The 15,321-nt window shown below is 68.5% G+C and carries 16 protein-coding genes; 10 read left to right on the top strand and 6 right to left on the bottom strand.

The genetic code is table 11. The features are described from left to right. The first annotated feature begins 49 nt into the window (after positions 1-49). Positions 50-1,489, top strand: coding sequence for a cation:dicarboxylate symporter family transporter (locus ACCO44_RS14050; RefSeq protein ID WP_372467004.1), 1,440 nt, complete (start codon positions 50-52; stop codon positions 1,487-1,489). Between the two features lie 54 nt (positions 1,490-1,543). Here ACCO44_RS14050 and ACCO44_RS14045 read toward each other — a convergent pair whose 3' ends face one another. Together ACCO44_RS14045 and ACCO44_RS14040 are read right to left on the bottom strand one after the other, a co-directional pair. Then, complete coding sequence (locus ACCO44_RS14045; protein ID WP_017830923.1) at positions 1,544-1,720, bottom strand: DUF5302 domain-containing protein; 177 nt, start codon at positions 1,718-1,720, stop codon at positions 1,544-1,546. Positions 1,721-1,751: 31 nt separating this feature from the next. After that, positions 1,752-2,336 (bottom strand): DedA family protein, encoded by a 585-nt coding sequence (locus tag ACCO44_RS14040; protein WP_372467003.1) that lies wholly within the window; start codon positions 2,334-2,336, stop codon positions 1,752-1,754. A gap of 179 nt (positions 2,337-2,515) precedes the next feature. On the opposite strand from ACCO44_RS14040, the gene ACCO44_RS14035 reads away from it, so the two are divergent. Next, the gene (locus tag ACCO44_RS14035) at positions 2,516-4,417 is read left to right on the top strand and encodes a GDSL-type esterase/lipase family protein (protein WP_372467001.1); all 1,902 of its coding nucleotides are present in this window, start codon (positions 2,516-2,518) and stop codon (positions 4,415-4,417) included. 58 nt (positions 4,418-4,475) lie between these two features. Here ACCO44_RS14035 and ACCO44_RS14030 read toward each other — a convergent pair whose 3' ends face one another. Then, on the bottom strand, positions 4,476-5,786 hold the full coding sequence (locus ACCO44_RS14030) for a UDP-glucose/GDP-mannose dehydrogenase family protein (RefSeq protein ID WP_372467000.1): 1,311 nt from the start codon (positions 5,784-5,786) through the stop codon (positions 4,476-4,478). Positions 5,787-6,147: 361 nt separating this feature from the next. Here ACCO44_RS14030 and ACCO44_RS14025 point away from each other — a divergent pair, with 361 nt between their 5' ends. The 5 genes from ACCO44_RS14025 (at position 6,148) to ACCO44_RS14005 (ending at position 11,594) form a co-directional block, all read left to right on the top strand. Next, positions 6,148-8,424, top strand: coding sequence for a polyribonucleotide nucleotidyltransferase (locus ACCO44_RS14025; RefSeq protein ID WP_029263622.1), 2,277 nt, complete (start codon positions 6,148-6,150; stop codon positions 8,422-8,424). 219 nt (positions 8,425-8,643) lie between these two features. Beyond that, positions 8,644-9,669, top strand: coding sequence for an aldo/keto reductase (locus ACCO44_RS14020; RefSeq protein ID WP_105709785.1), 1,026 nt, complete (start codon positions 8,644-8,646; stop codon positions 9,667-9,669). Between the two features lie 69 nt (positions 9,670-9,738). Beyond that, positions 9,739-10,341: a histidine phosphatase family protein gene (locus ACCO44_RS14015; RefSeq protein WP_029263620.1), complete on the top strand. Its 603-nt coding sequence runs from the start codon at positions 9,739-9,741 to the stop codon at positions 10,339-10,341. Positions 10,342-10,419: 78 nt separating this feature from the next. After that, positions 10,420-11,160, top strand: a complete 741-nt coding sequence (dapB, locus tag ACCO44_RS14010; RefSeq protein WP_372466998.1) for a 4-hydroxy-tetrahydrodipicolinate reductase — start codon at positions 10,420-10,422, stop codon at positions 11,158-11,160. Beyond that, positions 11,160-11,594: a hypothetical protein gene (locus ACCO44_RS14005; protein WP_372469410.1), complete on the top strand. Its 435-nt coding sequence runs from the start codon at positions 11,160-11,162 to the stop codon at positions 11,592-11,594. The genes dapB and ACCO44_RS14005 overlap by 1 nt, the downstream gene beginning before the upstream one ends. Before the next feature lie 15 nt (positions 11,595-11,609). Here the strand turns inward: ACCO44_RS14005 and ACCO44_RS14000 are convergent, their stop codons facing one another. The 3 genes from ACCO44_RS14000 to ACCO44_RS13990 all read right to left on the bottom strand — a co-directional run bounded on the left by ACCO44_RS14000 (position 11,610) and on the right by ACCO44_RS13990 (position 13,131). Beyond that, a complete protein-coding gene (locus ACCO44_RS14000) occupies positions 11,610-12,035 on the bottom strand; it encodes an OsmC family peroxiredoxin (RefSeq protein ID WP_029263617.1) in 426 nt (141 codons plus the stop codon). Between the two features lie 85 nt (positions 12,036-12,120). Next, positions 12,121-12,696, bottom strand: a complete 576-nt coding sequence (locus tag ACCO44_RS13995) for a DUF4395 domain-containing protein (RefSeq protein WP_372466997.1) — start codon at positions 12,694-12,696, stop codon at positions 12,121-12,123. Positions 12,697-12,717: 21 nt separating this feature from the next. Then, entirely contained in the window at positions 12,718-13,131 is a 414-nt protein-coding gene (locus ACCO44_RS13990; protein WP_262000814.1) for a thioredoxin family protein, read from the bottom strand. Positions 13,132-13,249: 118 nt separating this feature from the next. Between ACCO44_RS13990 and ACCO44_RS13985 the strand changes: the two genes are divergently transcribed. From ACCO44_RS13985 to ACCO44_RS13975, 3 genes are read left to right on the top strand one after another with little or no spacing between them, the layout of a single operon-like run. Continuing rightward, positions 13,250-14,059 carry a thymidylate synthase gene (locus ACCO44_RS13985; RefSeq protein WP_105709791.1) on the top strand — a complete coding sequence of 270 codons (810 nt, stop codon included), beginning with the start codon at positions 13,250-13,252 and terminating at the stop codon, positions 14,057-14,059. After that, positions 14,056-14,532: a dihydrofolate reductase gene (locus ACCO44_RS13980; RefSeq protein ID WP_029263613.1), complete on the top strand. Its 477-nt coding sequence runs from the start codon at positions 14,056-14,058 to the stop codon at positions 14,530-14,532. The genes ACCO44_RS13985 and ACCO44_RS13980 overlap by 4 nt, the downstream gene beginning before the upstream one ends. Then, on the top strand, positions 14,532-15,293 hold the full coding sequence (locus ACCO44_RS13975) for an SDR family NAD(P)-dependent oxidoreductase (protein WP_372466994.1): 762 nt from the start codon (positions 14,532-14,534) through the stop codon (positions 15,291-15,293). The genes ACCO44_RS13980 and ACCO44_RS13975 overlap by 1 nt, the downstream gene beginning before the upstream one ends. Positions 15,294-15,321 lie beyond the last annotated feature (28 nt).

Raw genomic sequence — 15,321 nt, 5'->3', positions numbered from 1 at the left:
TGCAGAAGCCGCCATTCGGACGACGACGTCGACGATCGAGGAGGAAGCCGTGGCGCTCACAACGGGATTCGCACTGCCGAAGTTCAACTGGCGACGAGGGAAGCACGCGTGGGACCGGCACACCTGGCTGTATGTGTCCGTGCTGATCGCCGTCGTGCTCGGCGCGGCGGTCGGGCTCATCTGGCCGGAGGTGGGCCGAGGGTTCGAAGCGCTGGGCACCGGCTTCGTCGCCCTGATCAAGATGATGATCGCCCCGATCATCTTCTGCACGATCGTCGTGGGCGTCGGTTCCATCGCCAAAGCGGCCACGGTCGGCAAGATCGGCGGACTCGCGCTCCTCTACTTCATGGTGATGTCGACGTTCGCGCTGGCGATCGGACTCGTCGTCGGGAACATCATCCACCCGGGCGCGGGCCTCGATATGGCGTCTTCGACCTATGACGTGGTCGAGGCAGAGGCCAAGACGACGCAGGAGTTCATCCTCGGCATCATCCCGACCACTTTCTTCTCGGCCTTCACGGGGGAGAGCGTGCTGCAGGTGCTGTTCATCGCACTGCTCGTCGGTTTCGCGCTGCAGGGACTCGGCGAGCGCGGCGCCCCCATCATGGAGGCGGTCAAGCAGCTGCAGAAGCTCGTCTTCCGCATCCTCGGGATGATCCTCTGGCTCGCACCGATCGGCGCGTTCGGAGCGATCGCCGCGGTGGTGGGCAAGACCGGTGTGGCGGCGATCTGGAGTCTCGGGACGCTGATGGTCGCGTTCTACATCACGTGCATCCTGTTCATCGTCGTGATCCTCGGTGTGATGCTGTGGGCGGTGACGCGGGTGAACATCTTCGCTCTCATGAAGTACCTCGCGCGGGAGTACCTGCTCATCGTCGGCACGTCCTCGTCGGAATCCGCCCTCCCTCGCCTGATCGCGAAGATGGAGTTCGTCGGCGTCTCCAAGCCCGTCGTCGGCATCACGGTGCCCACCGGGTACTCGTTCAACCTCGACGGAACGGCGATCTACCTGACGATGGCATCGCTGTTCATCGCCACGGGGATGGGGCAGCCGATGTCGATCGGCGAACAGATCGGCCTGCTCGTGTTCATGATCATCGCCAGCAAGGGGGCTGCCGGAGTGACCGGTGCGGGGCTGGCGACACTCGCCGGGGGTCTGCAGGCGTATCGCCCCGACCTCGTCGACGGGGTGGGCGTGATCGTCGGCATCGACCGCTTCATGTCGGAGGGACGAGCTCTGACGAACTTCACCGGCAACGCCGTCGCGACCCTCCTGATCGGTACCTGGACGAAGCAGATCGACCGCGACCGCGTGCGACGGGTGCTGAGCGGCGAACTCCCCTTCGACGAGTCACTGCTCGACGGCGTCGACGCGCACGGGAATGCGGATGCACCGCAGGGCGCGGATGTGCAGGAACTGCGGGAGGCGGCAGTGACGGAGATGGCGGCGAAGGAGGAGCGGGCCAGGGCGCGAGCCGAACGCAGCTGACGAGCGGGTGAGGGATGCGGGAGTCCGGATGAACGGGCTCCCGCATCCGCGCGGTCAACCGCTCTTGCGTCGGAACTCGCGCCGGGTCTGCGGGGCGTTCGCACTGTGCACGGCGGAGTCGCCATCCAGGTGCGCCTCGCCCTGCCGGTGGTGCGCGTTCTTCTTCTCGAGCGCTTCCTTGAACTTGCGCTTCATCTCCTCAGAGGAGGAGGCGCCTTCTTCGGTGCTCATGCCCCGAGCCTAGAGCACCGGCTGCGGCAGGTCACCCTCCCGTGCGCCGACTGAGGCGATCGAGCAGCACGCCCAGCCCCAGCGCGACGACGATCGACACCGGAACGGCGATCACCGGCCCGCCCGGCAGGATGGCGGCGATCGTGGCGCCCACTGCCGCCTGGTAGAGCGCCCAACCGGTCGCGGCCAGTGCGACCAGAGCGAGGTAGCGAGGCGGATGGATGCGCGACGCCCCGGCCACGAGGTTGATCGCCAGCCGGGCGAAGGGCACGAATCGGGCCGTGAAGAGCACGGTGGCCGTCCCCGTGTCCAACCGGTGCCGTGCCCAACCCAATGCCTGCTGCACCCGAGGCGCCCTCATCCACCGCCACCGATCGACGCCGACGGTCCGGCCGACGAGATAGCAGCAGGCGTCTCCCACGGTCGCGGCTGCCGCGGCGCAGACGACGACCGCCCAGAGCGGCGGGGCTCCGGTGGTCACCGCCAGCGCTCCGAGCGCGGTCACCGCGATCTCACCCGGCACGACGACGAAGAAGGCGTCCCCGAGCACGAGCAGGCCCATCAGCGCCAGGCTCCACGGCCCGGTGAGGGATTCGGCGAGCAGATCCGTCGTCACGTCTCCCACTGTGCCTGCAGAGAGTGAACGGGAACCAAAGAGCGCATAGCCGGTGACCCGCCGTCCAGCATCCGGTGAACATCCGGTGCTGCGGGCCGTTTCCGAGGCGTGCGCCCGCGACGCTCGGTCATCCTGAGGCTGTGAGAGTAGCGATCGTCACGGAGTCCTTCCTTCCCCACATGAACGGTGTCACCGGGTCGGTGCTGCAGATCCTGCGTCACCTCGAGCAACACGGCCACGATGCCCACGTGATCGCCCCCGCCGCAGTCGGGATCCCCGGGGAGGTGCATGGGGTGTCGATCGAAGCGATCCCGAGCCTCGCTCTTCCGGGGTACCACAACGTCAGGGTCGGCACGTCGGGCGCTCCGCGCATCGCCGCGTCCCTGCGGCGTTTCCAGCCGGATGTCGTGCACCTCGCCTCGCCGTTCGCGCTCGGTTGGCGGGGGGTGCTCTCCGCCGAGCGGATCGGGGTCGCCAGCGTCGCCGCCTACCAGACCGACGTGGCGGCCTACACGGAGCGCTACCGGGTGGCCGCGGCCACGGGCATCGCCCAGACGCACATCGCGCGCCTGCATCGACGCGCGACCATGACGCTCGCTCCGTCTGCGGACTCCGCTCAGCAGCTCGCCGCACTCGGGGTGGATCGTGTACGCCACTGGGGGAGGGGAGTCGACGCGGAACGCTTCCGACCGTCTCGTCGCAATCCCGGACTGCGCGCCGCGTGGGGTGCCGAGATCGTGATCGGATACGTCGGCCGCCTCGCCCCGGAGAAGCAGGTCGAGGACCTCGCCGCGCTCCGCGACCTCCCGGGTGCGCGCCTGGTGATCGTCGGAGACGGACCCAGCAGAGCACGGTTGGAGGGGCTGCTCCCGGATGCCGTGTTCCTCGGCCACCTCGACGGGTCTGCGCTCGCCGCGGCCATGGCGTCGTTCGACGTCTTCGTGCACCCCGGGGAGAGCGAGACGTTCGGGCAGACCCTGCAGGAGGCCCACGCCAGCGGGGTCCCGGTGATCGCGACCGGCCGCGGCGGGCCCCTCGATCTCGTTCGCATGGGTGTCGACGGCTGGCTGTACCGCCCAGGAGACCTCGGCGACCTGCGGATGCGAGTGGCCGATCTGGCAGGCGACGCGAGAAAGCGACGGGCGTTCGGAAAAGCCGGTCATGACGCGGTGCAGAGTCGCAGCTGGACGAGCGTGTGCGATCAGCTGCTCGGGCACTTCGAGGAGGCGCGTCTGCTGCAGCGGGTGGATGCGGCCTCCCGCGCTCGCCGCGTCACCCGGCCCGATTCCCCGCCGCCGGTGACCGCGCGTCGCTGGCGCCGCTTCGTCGCCCTGGGGGATTCGCTCACCGAGGGCCTGTGCGATCCCGCCCCGGATGGGGGCCTGCGTGGGTGGGCCGATCGGCTCGCGCTGCTGCTGGCCGCGCGGGGCGGGCTCCACTACGCGAACCTCGCGATCAGGTCGAAACGTGTGCGCGATGTGTCCGGATGGCAGGTGGACCGCGCGCTCGAACTGCATCCTGACCTCGTCTCGATCCTCATCGGCGCGAACGATCTCGTGAAGCATCGTGTCGACGTCGCAGCGCTCGCCGCGGAGGTGGAGCACGCTGTCGTGCGGCTGCGGGCGATCGGAGCGGATGTGCTGTTGGTCACCCCGTTCCTCCCGGATCGTCGGGCGGCTGCCGTCTACACGCGGCGCTTCGCGGCGTTCGCGACGGCGTTGACGGGGATCGCGGCGCGGACGGGAGCGATCCTGATCGACACGGACCTGCATCCGGCACTGGCCGAGCGACCGAACTGGGGTGAGGATCTGGTGCATCTGAGCAGCCGGGGCCATCGTCTCCTGGCGTATCGAGCGGCCGAGATTCTGGGTGTTCCCGATGCGGATGCGCTGGGTATCCTCGATGCCGCCCTGCACGAGCACGAGCCGATCGGTGCGGGCGCGTGGTGGCGGCGACACGCCCTTCCCTGGGTCTGGCGCCGCCTGCACGGTCGCGCGGCGGGCGATGGTCGTGTGGCGAAGCATGAGGACTACGTCTATCTCGGGCGCTCGTCCGCGGCGCGGTGGGCGAACATCGGCTGATCCGCTCGGCGCAGCGCACGCGTCGACTCGTCGAGCCACCGCCGACGTGCGGAGGCGGTCAGCGCCGCCCCATGCCGTGATACTGCCAGCCCGCTGCACGCCAGGCCGCCGCATCGAGGCAGTTGCGTCCGTCGATGATGATCCGTCCGCGGACCAGACCGCCGGCGTGCGTGGGGGAGAGATCGCGACGGTACTCGTCCCACTCGGTCACGATCACGACCGCATCGGCTTCCCGAAGAGCATCATCGCGGTGTCGCGCATAGCCCAGCTGCGGGTGCGCGGCAGCGGCGTTGTCGAGAGCGGCGGGGTCGGTCACGACGACGTCTGCGCCGAGCCCACGCAGCCGAACGGCGACGTCGAGGGCGGGGCTGTCGCGGATGTCGTCGCTGAACGGCTTGAACGCGGCACCGAGTACAGCGATCCGACGTCCGAACACGAGCCCGCCCAATGCGTCCACGACGAGCCGGACCGCCCGTTCGCGGCGCCGGAGGTTGATCGCGTCCACCTCGTGGAGGAACCCGACCGCTTCGCCGCGACCCAGCTCTTCCGCACGGGCGGCGAATGCCCGGATGTCCTTCGGCAGGCAGCCGCCGCCGAAGCCGATGCCGGCGCCGAGGTAGCGCCGACCGATCCGCGAGTCGTGGCCGAGAGCGTCGGCGAGCAGCGCCACGTCGGCGCCGGAGGCCTCGGCGATCTCCGCCATCGCGTTGATGAACGAGATCTTGGTCGCGAGAAAGGCGTTCGCGGCGCCCTTCACCAGTTCCGCCGTGGCGAGGTCGGTGACCAGGAAGGGCGTCCCGGCCGCGACGGCCGCCGCGTAGACCTGGCGCAGCACCGCCACGGCGCGTGTGCCCGCGGAGTCCGTCTCGGCGCCGACCACGAGCCGGTCCGGTGTCAGCGTGTCGTGCACGGCCCACCCCTCGCGAAGGAACTCGGGGTTCCACACCACGGTCGCGCCCGAGTCGATGACGCGCGCAGCGAGCCGTGCGGCGGTGCCCACCGGCACGGTCGATTTCCCCGCGATCACGTCGCCGCGGCGGAGATGGGGGAGCAGCCCGTCGATCGCCGCATCGACGTAGCGGAGGTCGGCCGCGTGACCGCCGGGGATCTGCGGGGTTCCCACTGCGAGGAAGTGCACCTGCGCGCCCGCGGCATCCGCCATCCGGCTGCTGAACCGGAGCCGACCGGATGCTCGTCCCTCGGCGAGCAGCTCCGTCAGCTGCGGTTCGAAGAACGGTGCGGATCCTGCGTCGAGTGCGGCCACCTTCCGTTCGTCGACGTCGATGCCGATGACGTCGTGTCCGATCGAGGCCATGGCTGCGGCGTGCACGGCACCGAGGTACCCGCAGCCGATCACTGACATGCGCATGGAGACAGCACAACGGACTTCCGCCACGGTGTGGCATCCGCGCGGTGAACGTTCCGTGGCCGGTGCCTGTCCACTCCGCGCCGCTGCGGCGACGTGGGTTTTGCGGAGTCCGCTGGTAGGGTGGATGAGGTTGACGTGTGTCAACCGCACAATCGAATATCGACTCATGGAGCGAGCGGCGGAGAAGCTGGTCCCCTGTGGTGGGTTCCTCGGCAGGACATGTCGGGTGGCTTTCTACTGGTGGCCAGCGCAGGCGACATTCGCGGGAATGCCCGCGCGCCCGAACCCTTCCGTTCCGCTCCTTTGAACACGCTCGCGCGTCACATGGACTCGCGAGTCTAAACAAAGAAGGAGAGACCTCTTGGAAGGTCCTGAAATCACCGCCACCGAGGCCGTTCTCGACAACGGCCGCTTCGGCACCCGCACCATCCGCTTCGAGACCGGCCGCCTCGCGCAGCAGGCTCAGGGCGCAGTCGCCGCGTACCTCGACGGCGAGACCATGCTCCTCTCGGCCACCAGCGCAGGCAAGCACCCGCGCGAGGGCTTCGACTTCTTCCCGCTGACGGTCGACGTCGAGGAGCGCTCCTACGCTGCCGGCAAGATCCCCGGCTCGTTCTTCCGTCGCGAGGGCCGTCCCTCCACGGAGGCGATCCTCGTCTGCCGTCTGATCGACCGTCCGCTGCGCCCGTCGTTCGTCGACGGCCTGCGCAACGAGGTCCAGGTCGTCATCACCGTCATGTCGATCGCTCCGGGCGAGTTCTACGACGCTCTCGCGATCAACGCCGCGTCGGCGTCCACGCAGATCTCGGGTCTTCCGTTCTCCGGCCCCGTCGCCGGTGTGCGCCTCGCGTTCATCCCGGGCAACGGCCAGAACGACGACCAGTGGGTCGCGTTCCCGACCGCTGAGCAGGTCTCGGAGGCCGTGTTCGACCTGATCGTCGCCGGTCGTGTCGTCACCAAGGCCGATGGCACGGAAGACGTCGCCATCATGATGGTCGAGGCCGAGGCGACCGAGGGCAGCTGGAACCTGATCAAGGCCGGCGCCACGAAGCCGAACGAAGAGGTCGTGGCCCAGGGCCTCGAGGCCTCGAAGCCGTTCATCGCTCAGCTCGTCAAGGCTCAGGCCGAGCTCGCTGCGACCGCATCGAAGGAGCCGGGCGTCTACCCGGTCTTCCCGGCGTACAGCCAGGAGGTCTACGACTTCGTCGCCGGCCGCTCCTACGACGAGCTCGTCGGTGTCTACCAGATCGCCGACAAGGTCGAGCGTCAGACCGCTGACGACGCGATCAAGGACCGCGTCAAGGCCGAGCTCATCGAGGCCACCGAGGCGGGTTCGCTCCCGGCTGCGGCTCCGCTCGAGTTCTCCGCGGCGTACAAGTCGGTCACCAAGAAGATCGTCCGTGGTCGCATCCTCACCGAGGGCGCTCGCATCGACGGCCGTGGGCTCGCGGACATCCGCCCGCTCGACGCCGAGGTGCAGGTCATCCCGCGCGTGCACGGCTCCGCGGTCTTCCAGCGCGGCGAGACTCAGATCCTGGGTGTCACCACGCTGAACATGCTCAAGATGGAGCAGCAGATCGACTCGCTGTCACCGGTCACGAGCAAGCGCTACATGCACCACTACAACTTCCCGCCCTACTCGACCGGTGAGACCGGCCGTGTCGGTTCGCCGAAGCGTCGCGAGATCGGGCACGGCTTCCTCGCCGAGCGCGCGCTCGTGCCGGTGCTGCCGAGCCGCGAGGAGTTCCCGTACGCGATCCGTCAGGTGTCCGAGGCGCTGAGCTCCAACGGCTCGACGTCGATGGGCTCCGTGTGCGCGTCGACCCTGTCGCTGCTGAACGCGGGTGTGCCGTTGCGCGCCCCCGTCGCCGGTATCGCGATGGGTCTCGTCTCCGACGAGGTCAACGGTGAGACCCGCTACGCGGCGCTGACCGACATCCTCGGCGCGGAAGACGCTCTCGGTGACATGGACTTCAAGGTCGCGGGAACGAGTGACTTCGTCACGGCGATCCAGCTCGACACGAAGCTCGACGGCATCCCGACGTCGGTGCTCACGGGCGCGCTGACGCAGGCTCGCGAGGCTCGCCTCACGATCCTCAACGTCCTGAACGCTGCGATCGACGCACCTGACGAGATGGCTCCCACCGCGCCGCGCGTCATCAGCGTGCAGATCCCGGTCGACAAGATCGGTGAGCTGATCGGCCCGAAGGGCAAGACGATCAACGCGATCCAGGACGAGACCGGCGCGCAGATCTCCATCGAAGAGGACGGCACCGTCTACATCGGTGCGACCGACGGACCCGCGGCCGAGGCCGCTCGCGCCCAGGTCAACGCGATCGCCAACCCCACCAACCCGGAGATCGGGGAGCAGTTCCTCGGCACCGTCGTGAAGATCGCCACCTTCGGTGCGTTCATCTCGCTGCTCCCGGGCAAGGACGGCCTGCTGCACGTCACCGAGGTGCGCAAGCTCGCCGGTGGCAAGCGTGTGGAGAACGTCGACGACGTGCTGTCGGTCGGTCAGAAGATCCTCGTCAAGATCACGAAGATCGACGACCGCGGCAAGCTTTCGCTCGAGCCCGTTCTCGACGATGCTGCCGCCGCTGAGGCAGCGCCCGCCGAAGACGCGGCCGCCGAGTAAGCGCAGAGATCGAACCGGAACCCGGGTCCGTCCGTCGTGGATGGGCCCGGGTTCCGTCGTATCCGGTGTGACCAAATCGTTATCGGCCGTTTCCGCGCCGTTCCCCGGATTGGTCAGGGCGTTCGATGAATTCGCTTACCCTCGAAGTACGCACCGGGGGGTGCAGATCCAGCAGGTACGCAGGTCGGCACGCACCGATCGACGCGGGGGTGAGAGAGTATGCGGTTGTTCAGCGTAGGCGCAGGAGCGTCGGCCGATCGCGCCCAGCAGCACGCCGAGCATCCGTCCGCACCGATCCCCATCGTCGGACCGGGAATAGGGGAGACCATCCGCGTCCCGCTCGGCGAGACCGGCTACGAGACCTTCCCGCTGATGCTGGGCGCCGCCGAGTTCGGCTGGAACGTCGATCTCGAGACCAGCCACGGAATCCTCGATCGCTACATGGAGTTCGGCGGTAACGCCATCCATACTGCCGACGGATTCTCCGGCGGGCGCAGCGAGCACATCATCGGCCAGTGGTTGCGGTCGCGCGGTCGGCGCGATCACGCGGTGCTGAGCGTGCGCATCGGTGCCCACGCCGACAATCCGGGGCTGGGCTCGGTCAACCTCGTACGTGCGGTGGAGGGGTCGCTCACACGGCTCGGGGTCGAGCGCATCGACGTCCTCTACCTCGACGCGACGCTCGATGCCACGACCAATCTCGAAGACACCCTGGCGACCGTCGAATGGCTGTCGGACGCGGGGAAGGTCGGTGCCGTCGGCGCCTTCGGCCTGTCACCGGAGCGACTGGTCGAGGCACGCATCCTCGCCTCGGCCGGATACCCGCGCATCCAGGTGATCGATGCGCCGTACAACCTCATCCGTCGCCAGCCGTTCGAGGGCGACCTGCGCCTCGTCGCCGGTGCGCAGAACCTCGCGGTGACGCCGTCTCACGCCCTCGAACACGGGTTCCTCTCGGGGCGCCACCGTAATAAGGCGCTGACCTCGCGCGGCGTGCGCGGCGAGCAGTTGCGCGGGCACCTGAACCGGCGGGGTATCAAGATCCTGCGCGCACTCGACCAGGTGGCCGAAGAGTTGGCGGTCCCCGTGGCTGCGGTCTCGATCGCCTGGCTGCTCGCTCAGCGCACGATCGCGGCACCGATCGTGAACACGTTCGCGACGGAACATGTCGATGAACTCATGCAGGGCGCGGGTGTCTCGCTGTCGCGGAGCCACCTCGCCGAGCTGACCCGGGCCGGCAACTGAGCATCGTCCCACCCGTGACATAGGGTGGGATCAAGGCCCGGCGGATGCTGGCGATGAAGCGAGCGAGTTGTGACGCACTACATATATCTGGTCAGACATGGTGAACATCAGGATGCGGAGCATGGTCTCGCCGACGGACCCCTTTCTCCCCGAGGGCAGCGTCAGGCCGAGCTGATCGCCGACCGACTGTCCGGGCTTCCGCTCGACGCGGTATGGCATTCGCCGTTGCTCCGCGCGAACGAGACGGCTCGAGCGATCGCTGCTCGTCTGCCGTCGGTCGATCCTGAGCCCACCGCGCTGCTCTTCGATTGCGTCCCCACCGGGATGACCGAAGAGACTCCCGCGGTGTTCGAGCCGTTCTTCGGCTCGGTCACCGAAGCCGAGATCGAAGCGGGGCGCGCGCAGATGTCGGATGCGGTCGAGGAGTTCCTCGTGCGCAAGACCGGGGAGGTGCATGAGGTGCTGATCACACACAACTTCGTGATCTCGTGGTTCGTGCGCGAAGTGCTCGCGGCGCCGGAGTGGCGATGGATGACGTTGAACCAGTCCCACTGCGGTCTGACCGTCATCGCGCAGAAGCAGGGGCGGCCGTGGACGCTTCTCACGCACAACGACACCGGGCATCTTCCGGTGGAGCTGCGAACGGGAATCCCCGACGCGCTTCTCGTCTGAGAACTCTCGTTTCCAGAACGGCGGAGCACCCCCCGCGCGCCCCCGGACGGACCGCGTCCCGCGAAATAGACTGGACGCATGACCACGCAGGTAGCCCTCGTCGGCGGAACCGGGAAGCTCGGCACGATCATCGGTGCGGTGATCGATGAGCTCGAGGGCTTCGAGGTGAGCCGCGTGTTGACCTCGTCGAGTGATCTCTCCGAGCTCGACGGGGCCGATCTCGTCGTCGATGCCTCGACGCCCCAGGTCAGCATCGAGGTCGTCCGCGCCGCTGTCGAACGGGGCATCAACGTCCTCGTCGCGACTTCCGGGTGGTCTTCGGAACGGATCGCCCTCGTGCGTCCGCTCGTCGAGGCTGCCGGCACCGGCGCGGTGTTCATCCCGAACTTCTCGCTCGGCTCAGTGCTCGGGTCGGCACTGGCTGCGGCCGCCGCCCCGTTCTTCGGCTCCGCCGAGATCATCGAAGCGCACCGCGAGACCAAGATCGATTCGCCGAGCGGCACGGCTGTGCGCACCGCCGAGCTGATCGCGGCGGCCCGCGCGGAGCAGGGCCCTGTCAGCGCTCCGCATGCGGATCAGCGTGCGCGGGGGCAGCAGGTCGGCAGCGTGCCGATCCACTCGTTGCGGCGGCCCGGAGTTGTCGCCAAGCAGGAGGTCATCCTTTCCGGCCCCGGCGAGTCGCTGACGTTCACGCATGACACCACCGACTCGGCGCTCGCCTATGCGCCGGGGATCCGGCTCGCCGTGCCGTTCGCGGTTCAGGCCACCGGTGTAATCGTCGGCCTGGAGAACATGATCGACATCGGCATCCGCTCGTGATGTCGCGGATCGGCGTCGGCCTGATGGCCGCGGCGCTGCTCGTCTATCTCGCCGTCGCGATCTGGCTGGCCGTGATGTTCATCTCGGTCGGCTCTCCGGTGTCCATCGGCATGGGTGTCACACTGCTGGTGCTTGCTCCGATCGGGGCCTGGGCGCTGGTTCGCGAGATGATGTTCGGCTTCGGTGCGGACCGCCTCGGACGTCTGCTCGATGCGGAAGGCGGGATGCCTCCGGTGGAGACGGAGCTGACGCCGAGCGGTCGCATCGCTCGCGCCGACGCGGATCCGCTCATCGCGCGATACGCCGCCGAGGCCGACGCAGCCGGCGGTGACTGGCGTGCGCGCTACCGACTGGGCGTCGTGCAGGACGCCGCCGGGCGCCGGAAGGATGCCAGGGCCAGCATCCGCGAGGCGATCCGCCTCTCGCGGCGCTGACCCCCGCGTCGTCCCTCAGGCGAGAGTCGCCTCGAGAGTGATCTCGATGCCGGCGAGAGCCTGCGACACCGGGCAGCCGGTCTTCGCGCCCGCCGCGATCTCCTGGAACGCCTCGGGCGTCAGGTTCGGTACCGTCGCGTTCACGTTCAGGTGGCTGCCCGTGATGCCGACGCCCGGCTTGAAGGTGACCGAGGCCGTCGTGTTGACACGCTCCGGCGGGGTGCCGTTCTCCGCGAGCGCATGGGAGAGCGCCATGCTGAAGCACGAAGCGTGGGCCGCCGCGATGAGCTCCTCCGGCGTGGTCGTGGTGTCGCTGCCTTCGCTGCGCGCCTTCCAGTTGATCGGGAAGGTGCCGAGGTTCGACGACGAGAACGCGACCGTGCCCGATCCCTCCATGAGCGATCCGGTCCAGGTGCTGGCGGCTTCGCTGGTGACGGGCATGATTCCTCCGCTTCTCGGGACCCGCTCGGTGTGCGGGTCACGTAGCGGCCAGCCTACCGAGGGGCCCGGCGGGACGGAACAGGAATCAGGCGGCGGCGGGGCGCCCGATGATGCCGGCGCGCTGGAGCAGGAGGTAGAGCTGGCAACCGAGGCAGAAGGCGAAGGCGGCGTTCAGGAATGCGGCGATGAAGGCGGCTGCCGTGGCGATCGGGAGCGCCCACGGGACGCCGAGGAGATGCAGGACGAGACCGATGCCGACGACGAACAGCCCCACGCCCTGGGAGAACCGGGGCGGGCGCGGGTCCTCGAGCTCGGTCGGCGGTGAGAGTCGCGGGCGGACGAGCGCGCGGAAGACGACGCTCCACGGCGTGGTCCGGGGCGAGACGACACCCCACAGGAACAGGAGGGCGATCATGACCGTGAGCAGGAAGCCCGGGTCGAGCGCGCGTTGGGCGGGTGTCGATGATGAGATCACCAAACCACCGGGGACGAACGTGGAATCCGCGAGCGGCTGATAGGCGAACCAGCCGAATGAGCCCGCACTCGCGGATTCCGTCGATATCCCGATCAATGCCAGGAACGTCGCCACCAGGAGGAGCAACGCGGTGATCGTGGCGGCGAAGCGCGGACCACGGGGATCGATGCCTTCGGGAGTGCTCATGTCTGCTCCGGTCTTCGCGCCTCAGACGGCGGCGACGGCTTCTGTGAGGGCGTGCGGGTGGGGAACCCCGTGGAATCGTGCGCGGACCGCGCCGGAACCGTCGACCAGGAACGTCGTCGGCGTCTGCAGCACCCGGTAGCGCGCGGAGAGATCGGGGCGATGGGTCAGGTCCACCTCGACGTGCGCGAGCCCATCATGACCGGACGCGTAGTCGTGCAGCAGGCGACGGACCTGCGGGCACCGCGCGCACATCTCGGTGCTGAACTGCACGAGGGTGGCGCGCGAGCCGAGTTCCGCCGACACGACATCCGCGGGGTCGAATCGAAGCGTCCCGCCATCGCGTCGCCGTCCGTCTCGACGTCGCAGGACGATGCCGATGATCGTCGCGAGCGCGAGGAGCGCCACGGCGACTCCGAGGGCGAGAGCGGGCGACATGTGTCGAGAGTACGTGCTCCGTCGGGGTGCCGATGCCGATGTTTCCGAGCATGACGAACCCCGGCCCCAACGCGGTGGCTCCGCCCGTGCCCGGGGCTGGGAAGGTATCGTGGCTGTCATGAGTGCAGCCGTCCCGACGCCCTACGAAGACCTGCTCCGCGATGTCCTGGAGACCGGCACGCACAAGTCGGATCGGACGGGCACCGGGACCACGAGTGTCTTCGGTCGACAGATCCGTTTCGACCTGTCGAAGGGCTTCCCGCTCATCACCACGAAGCGCGTGCACTTCAAATCCATCGCCTACGAGCTGCTGTGGTTCCTGCAGGGCGACTCCAACGTCGGCTGGTTGCGGGAGAACGGCGTCACGATCTGGGACGAGTGGGCGGACGAGTCCGGCGACCTCGGGCCGGTCTACGGTGTGCAGTGGCGGTCGTGGCCGACGCCTGACGGCGGCAGCATCGACCAGCTCTCCGAGGTGATCGAGCAGATCCGGCGTTCGCCCGATTCGCGCAGGCTCATCGTTTCGGCGTGGAACCCGGCTGACATCCCCGACATGGCACTCGCTCCCTGTCACGCGCTCTTTCAGTTCTACGTCGCCGACGGCAAGCTCTCGTGCCAGCTGTATCAGCGCAGCGCCGACATGTTCCTCGGGGTGCCGTTCAACATCGCCTCCTACGCCCTGCTCACGATGATGATCGCGCAGCAGGTGGGGCTCGAGCCCGGTGACTTCGTATGGACGGGCGGCGACTGCCACGTCTACGACAACCACGTCGAGCAGGTGCGCGAGCAGCTGAGCCGTGAGCCGTTCGAATCCCCGACGCTCCGATTCGCGCGCAAGCCCGAGTCGATCCTCGACTACCGGTACGAGGACTTCGTGGTGGAGGACTATCAGCATCACGCGCCGATCCGCGCGGCGGTGGCGGTATGACCTGGGTCGGGCTCATCTGGGCCGAAGCCCACGGCGGCGTGATCGGCGCCGAGGGGGGCATGCCCTGGCACGTGCCCGAAGACCTGGCGCACTTCAAGGACGTCACGCTCGGGACGCCGGTGGTGATGGGGCGCAAGACCTGGGACTCGCTCCCTGAACGATTCCGTCCGCTGGCCGGCCGTGACAACATCGTGGTGACCCGCCAGCAGGACTGGTCGGAGGAGGGTGCCCGCCGCGCCGCCACCGTCGCTGAAGCCGTCCGCGGCCTGGACCGGGTGTGGATCATCGGCGGCGCGGAGATCTTCCGTCAGGTGATCGGCGACGCCGACCGGCTCGAAGTCACCGAGCTCGATCTCGATGTCGACGGCGACGCGTACGCGCCGGCCAAGACCGGGTGGCGACTCGTCGACGAGGGGGAGTGGCAGACCTCCCGCACCGGCATCCGCTACCGCTTCCTCGGATACGAGCGCTGATGCCCACCGCTTTGATCACCGGAGCAAGTGCCGGACTGGGCGCAGAGTTCGCCCGCCAGCTCGCCCGCCGTCGCGCCGACCTCATCCTCGTCGCGCGTTCCGCGGATGCGCTGGAGCAGCTGGCGACCGAGCTGCGCGGTGAGTACGGGGTCGCCGTCGAGGTGCTCCCCGCCGATCTGGCGGATGCTGCGGGGGTCGAGAGTGTCGCCGCACGGCTGCGTGACACCGCCGACCCGGTCGACCTGCTCGTGAACAACGCCGGATTCGGGCTGCCCCTCCGCTTCGCCGACAACGACATTGACGACGAGGTCCGACACCTCCGGGTGCACGTCGAGGCGTCGATGCGTCTCATGCACGCCGCTCTGCAGTCCATGCGCGGACGAGGCGGGCGCATCATCAACGTGGCCTCCGTCGCCGGCTTCATCTCGCGCTCCACCTATTCCGCGTGCAAGTCCTGGTTGATCGGTTTCAGTCGATGGGCGAACGCGGAGTATGCGCGCGACGGGGTGAGCGTCACCGCCCTCTGCCCCGGATTCACGCACACCTCGTTCCACGAGCGGATGGGCCTCGCCGTGGGCGAGGAGGGCGTGCCCGGCTTCATGTGGTTGAACGCCCGCGACGTGGTCCGCACGGGATTGCGCGATGCAGCCCGTGGCAAATCCGTGTCCATTCCGTCGCTGCGGTACAAGGCGATCGTGGCGTTGACGCGTGTGCTGCCGAGTTCGCTGACCTCGGGCGTCGCGCGACGCGGCCGTGTCTGAGGAGCGTCACCGCGTCCGCATGACCGCG

The sequence above is a fragment of the Microbacterium maritypicum genome, assembly GCF_041529975.1.
Taxonomy (GTDB): domain Bacteria; phylum Actinomycetota; class Actinomycetes; order Actinomycetales; family Microbacteriaceae; genus Microbacterium.
Note: the sequence above shows the minus strand (reverse complement) of the source record. Positions and strands in the feature narration are given on the sequence as shown.

What these genes read in the sequence shown, in the direction of transcription:
- ACCO44_RS13990 (WP_262000814.1), bottom strand. Translation starts at nt 13,131, where the DNA reads ATGTCGCCCGCTCTCGCCCTCGGAGTCGCCGTGGCGCTCCTCGCGCTC.
- ACCO44_RS13980 (WP_029263613.1), top strand. Translation starts at nt 14,056, where the DNA reads ATGACCTGGGTCGGGCTCATCTGGGCCGAAGCCCACGGCGGCGTGATC.
- ACCO44_RS14000 (WP_029263617.1), bottom strand. Translation starts at nt 12,035, where the DNA reads ATGCCCGTCACCAGCGAAGCCGCCAGCACCTGGACCGGATCGCTCATG.
- ACCO44_RS13975 (WP_372466994.1), top strand. Translation starts at nt 14,532, where the DNA reads ATGCCCACCGCTTTGATCACCGGAGCAAGTGCCGGACTGGGCGCAGAG.
- ACCO44_RS14035 (WP_372467001.1), top strand. Translation starts at nt 2,516, where the DNA reads ATGAACGGTGTCACCGGGTCGGTGCTGCAGATCCTGCGTCACCTCGAG.
- ACCO44_RS14030 (WP_372467000.1), bottom strand. Translation starts at nt 5,786, where the DNA reads ATGCGCATGTCAGTGATCGGCTGCGGGTACCTCGGTGCCGTGCACGCC.
- ACCO44_RS14005 (WP_372469410.1), top strand. Translation starts at nt 11,160, where the DNA reads ATGTCGCGGATCGGCGTCGGCCTGATGGCCGCGGCGCTGCTCGTCTAT.
- ACCO44_RS14045 (WP_017830923.1), bottom strand. Translation starts at nt 1,720, where the DNA reads ATGAGCACCGAAGAAGGCGCCTCCTCCTCTGAGGAGATGAAGCGCAAG.
- dapB (WP_372466998.1), top strand. Translation starts at nt 10,420, where the DNA reads ATGACCACGCAGGTAGCCCTCGTCGGCGGAACCGGGAAGCTCGGCACG.
- ACCO44_RS13985 (WP_105709791.1), top strand. Translation starts at nt 13,250, where the DNA reads ATGAGTGCAGCCGTCCCGACGCCCTACGAAGACCTGCTCCGCGATGTC.
- ACCO44_RS14020 (WP_105709785.1), top strand. Translation starts at nt 8,644, where the DNA reads ATGCGGTTGTTCAGCGTAGGCGCAGGAGCGTCGGCCGATCGCGCCCAG.
- ACCO44_RS13995 (WP_372466997.1), bottom strand. Translation starts at nt 12,696, where the DNA reads ATGAGCACTCCCGAAGGCATCGATCCCCGTGGTCCGCGCTTCGCCGCC.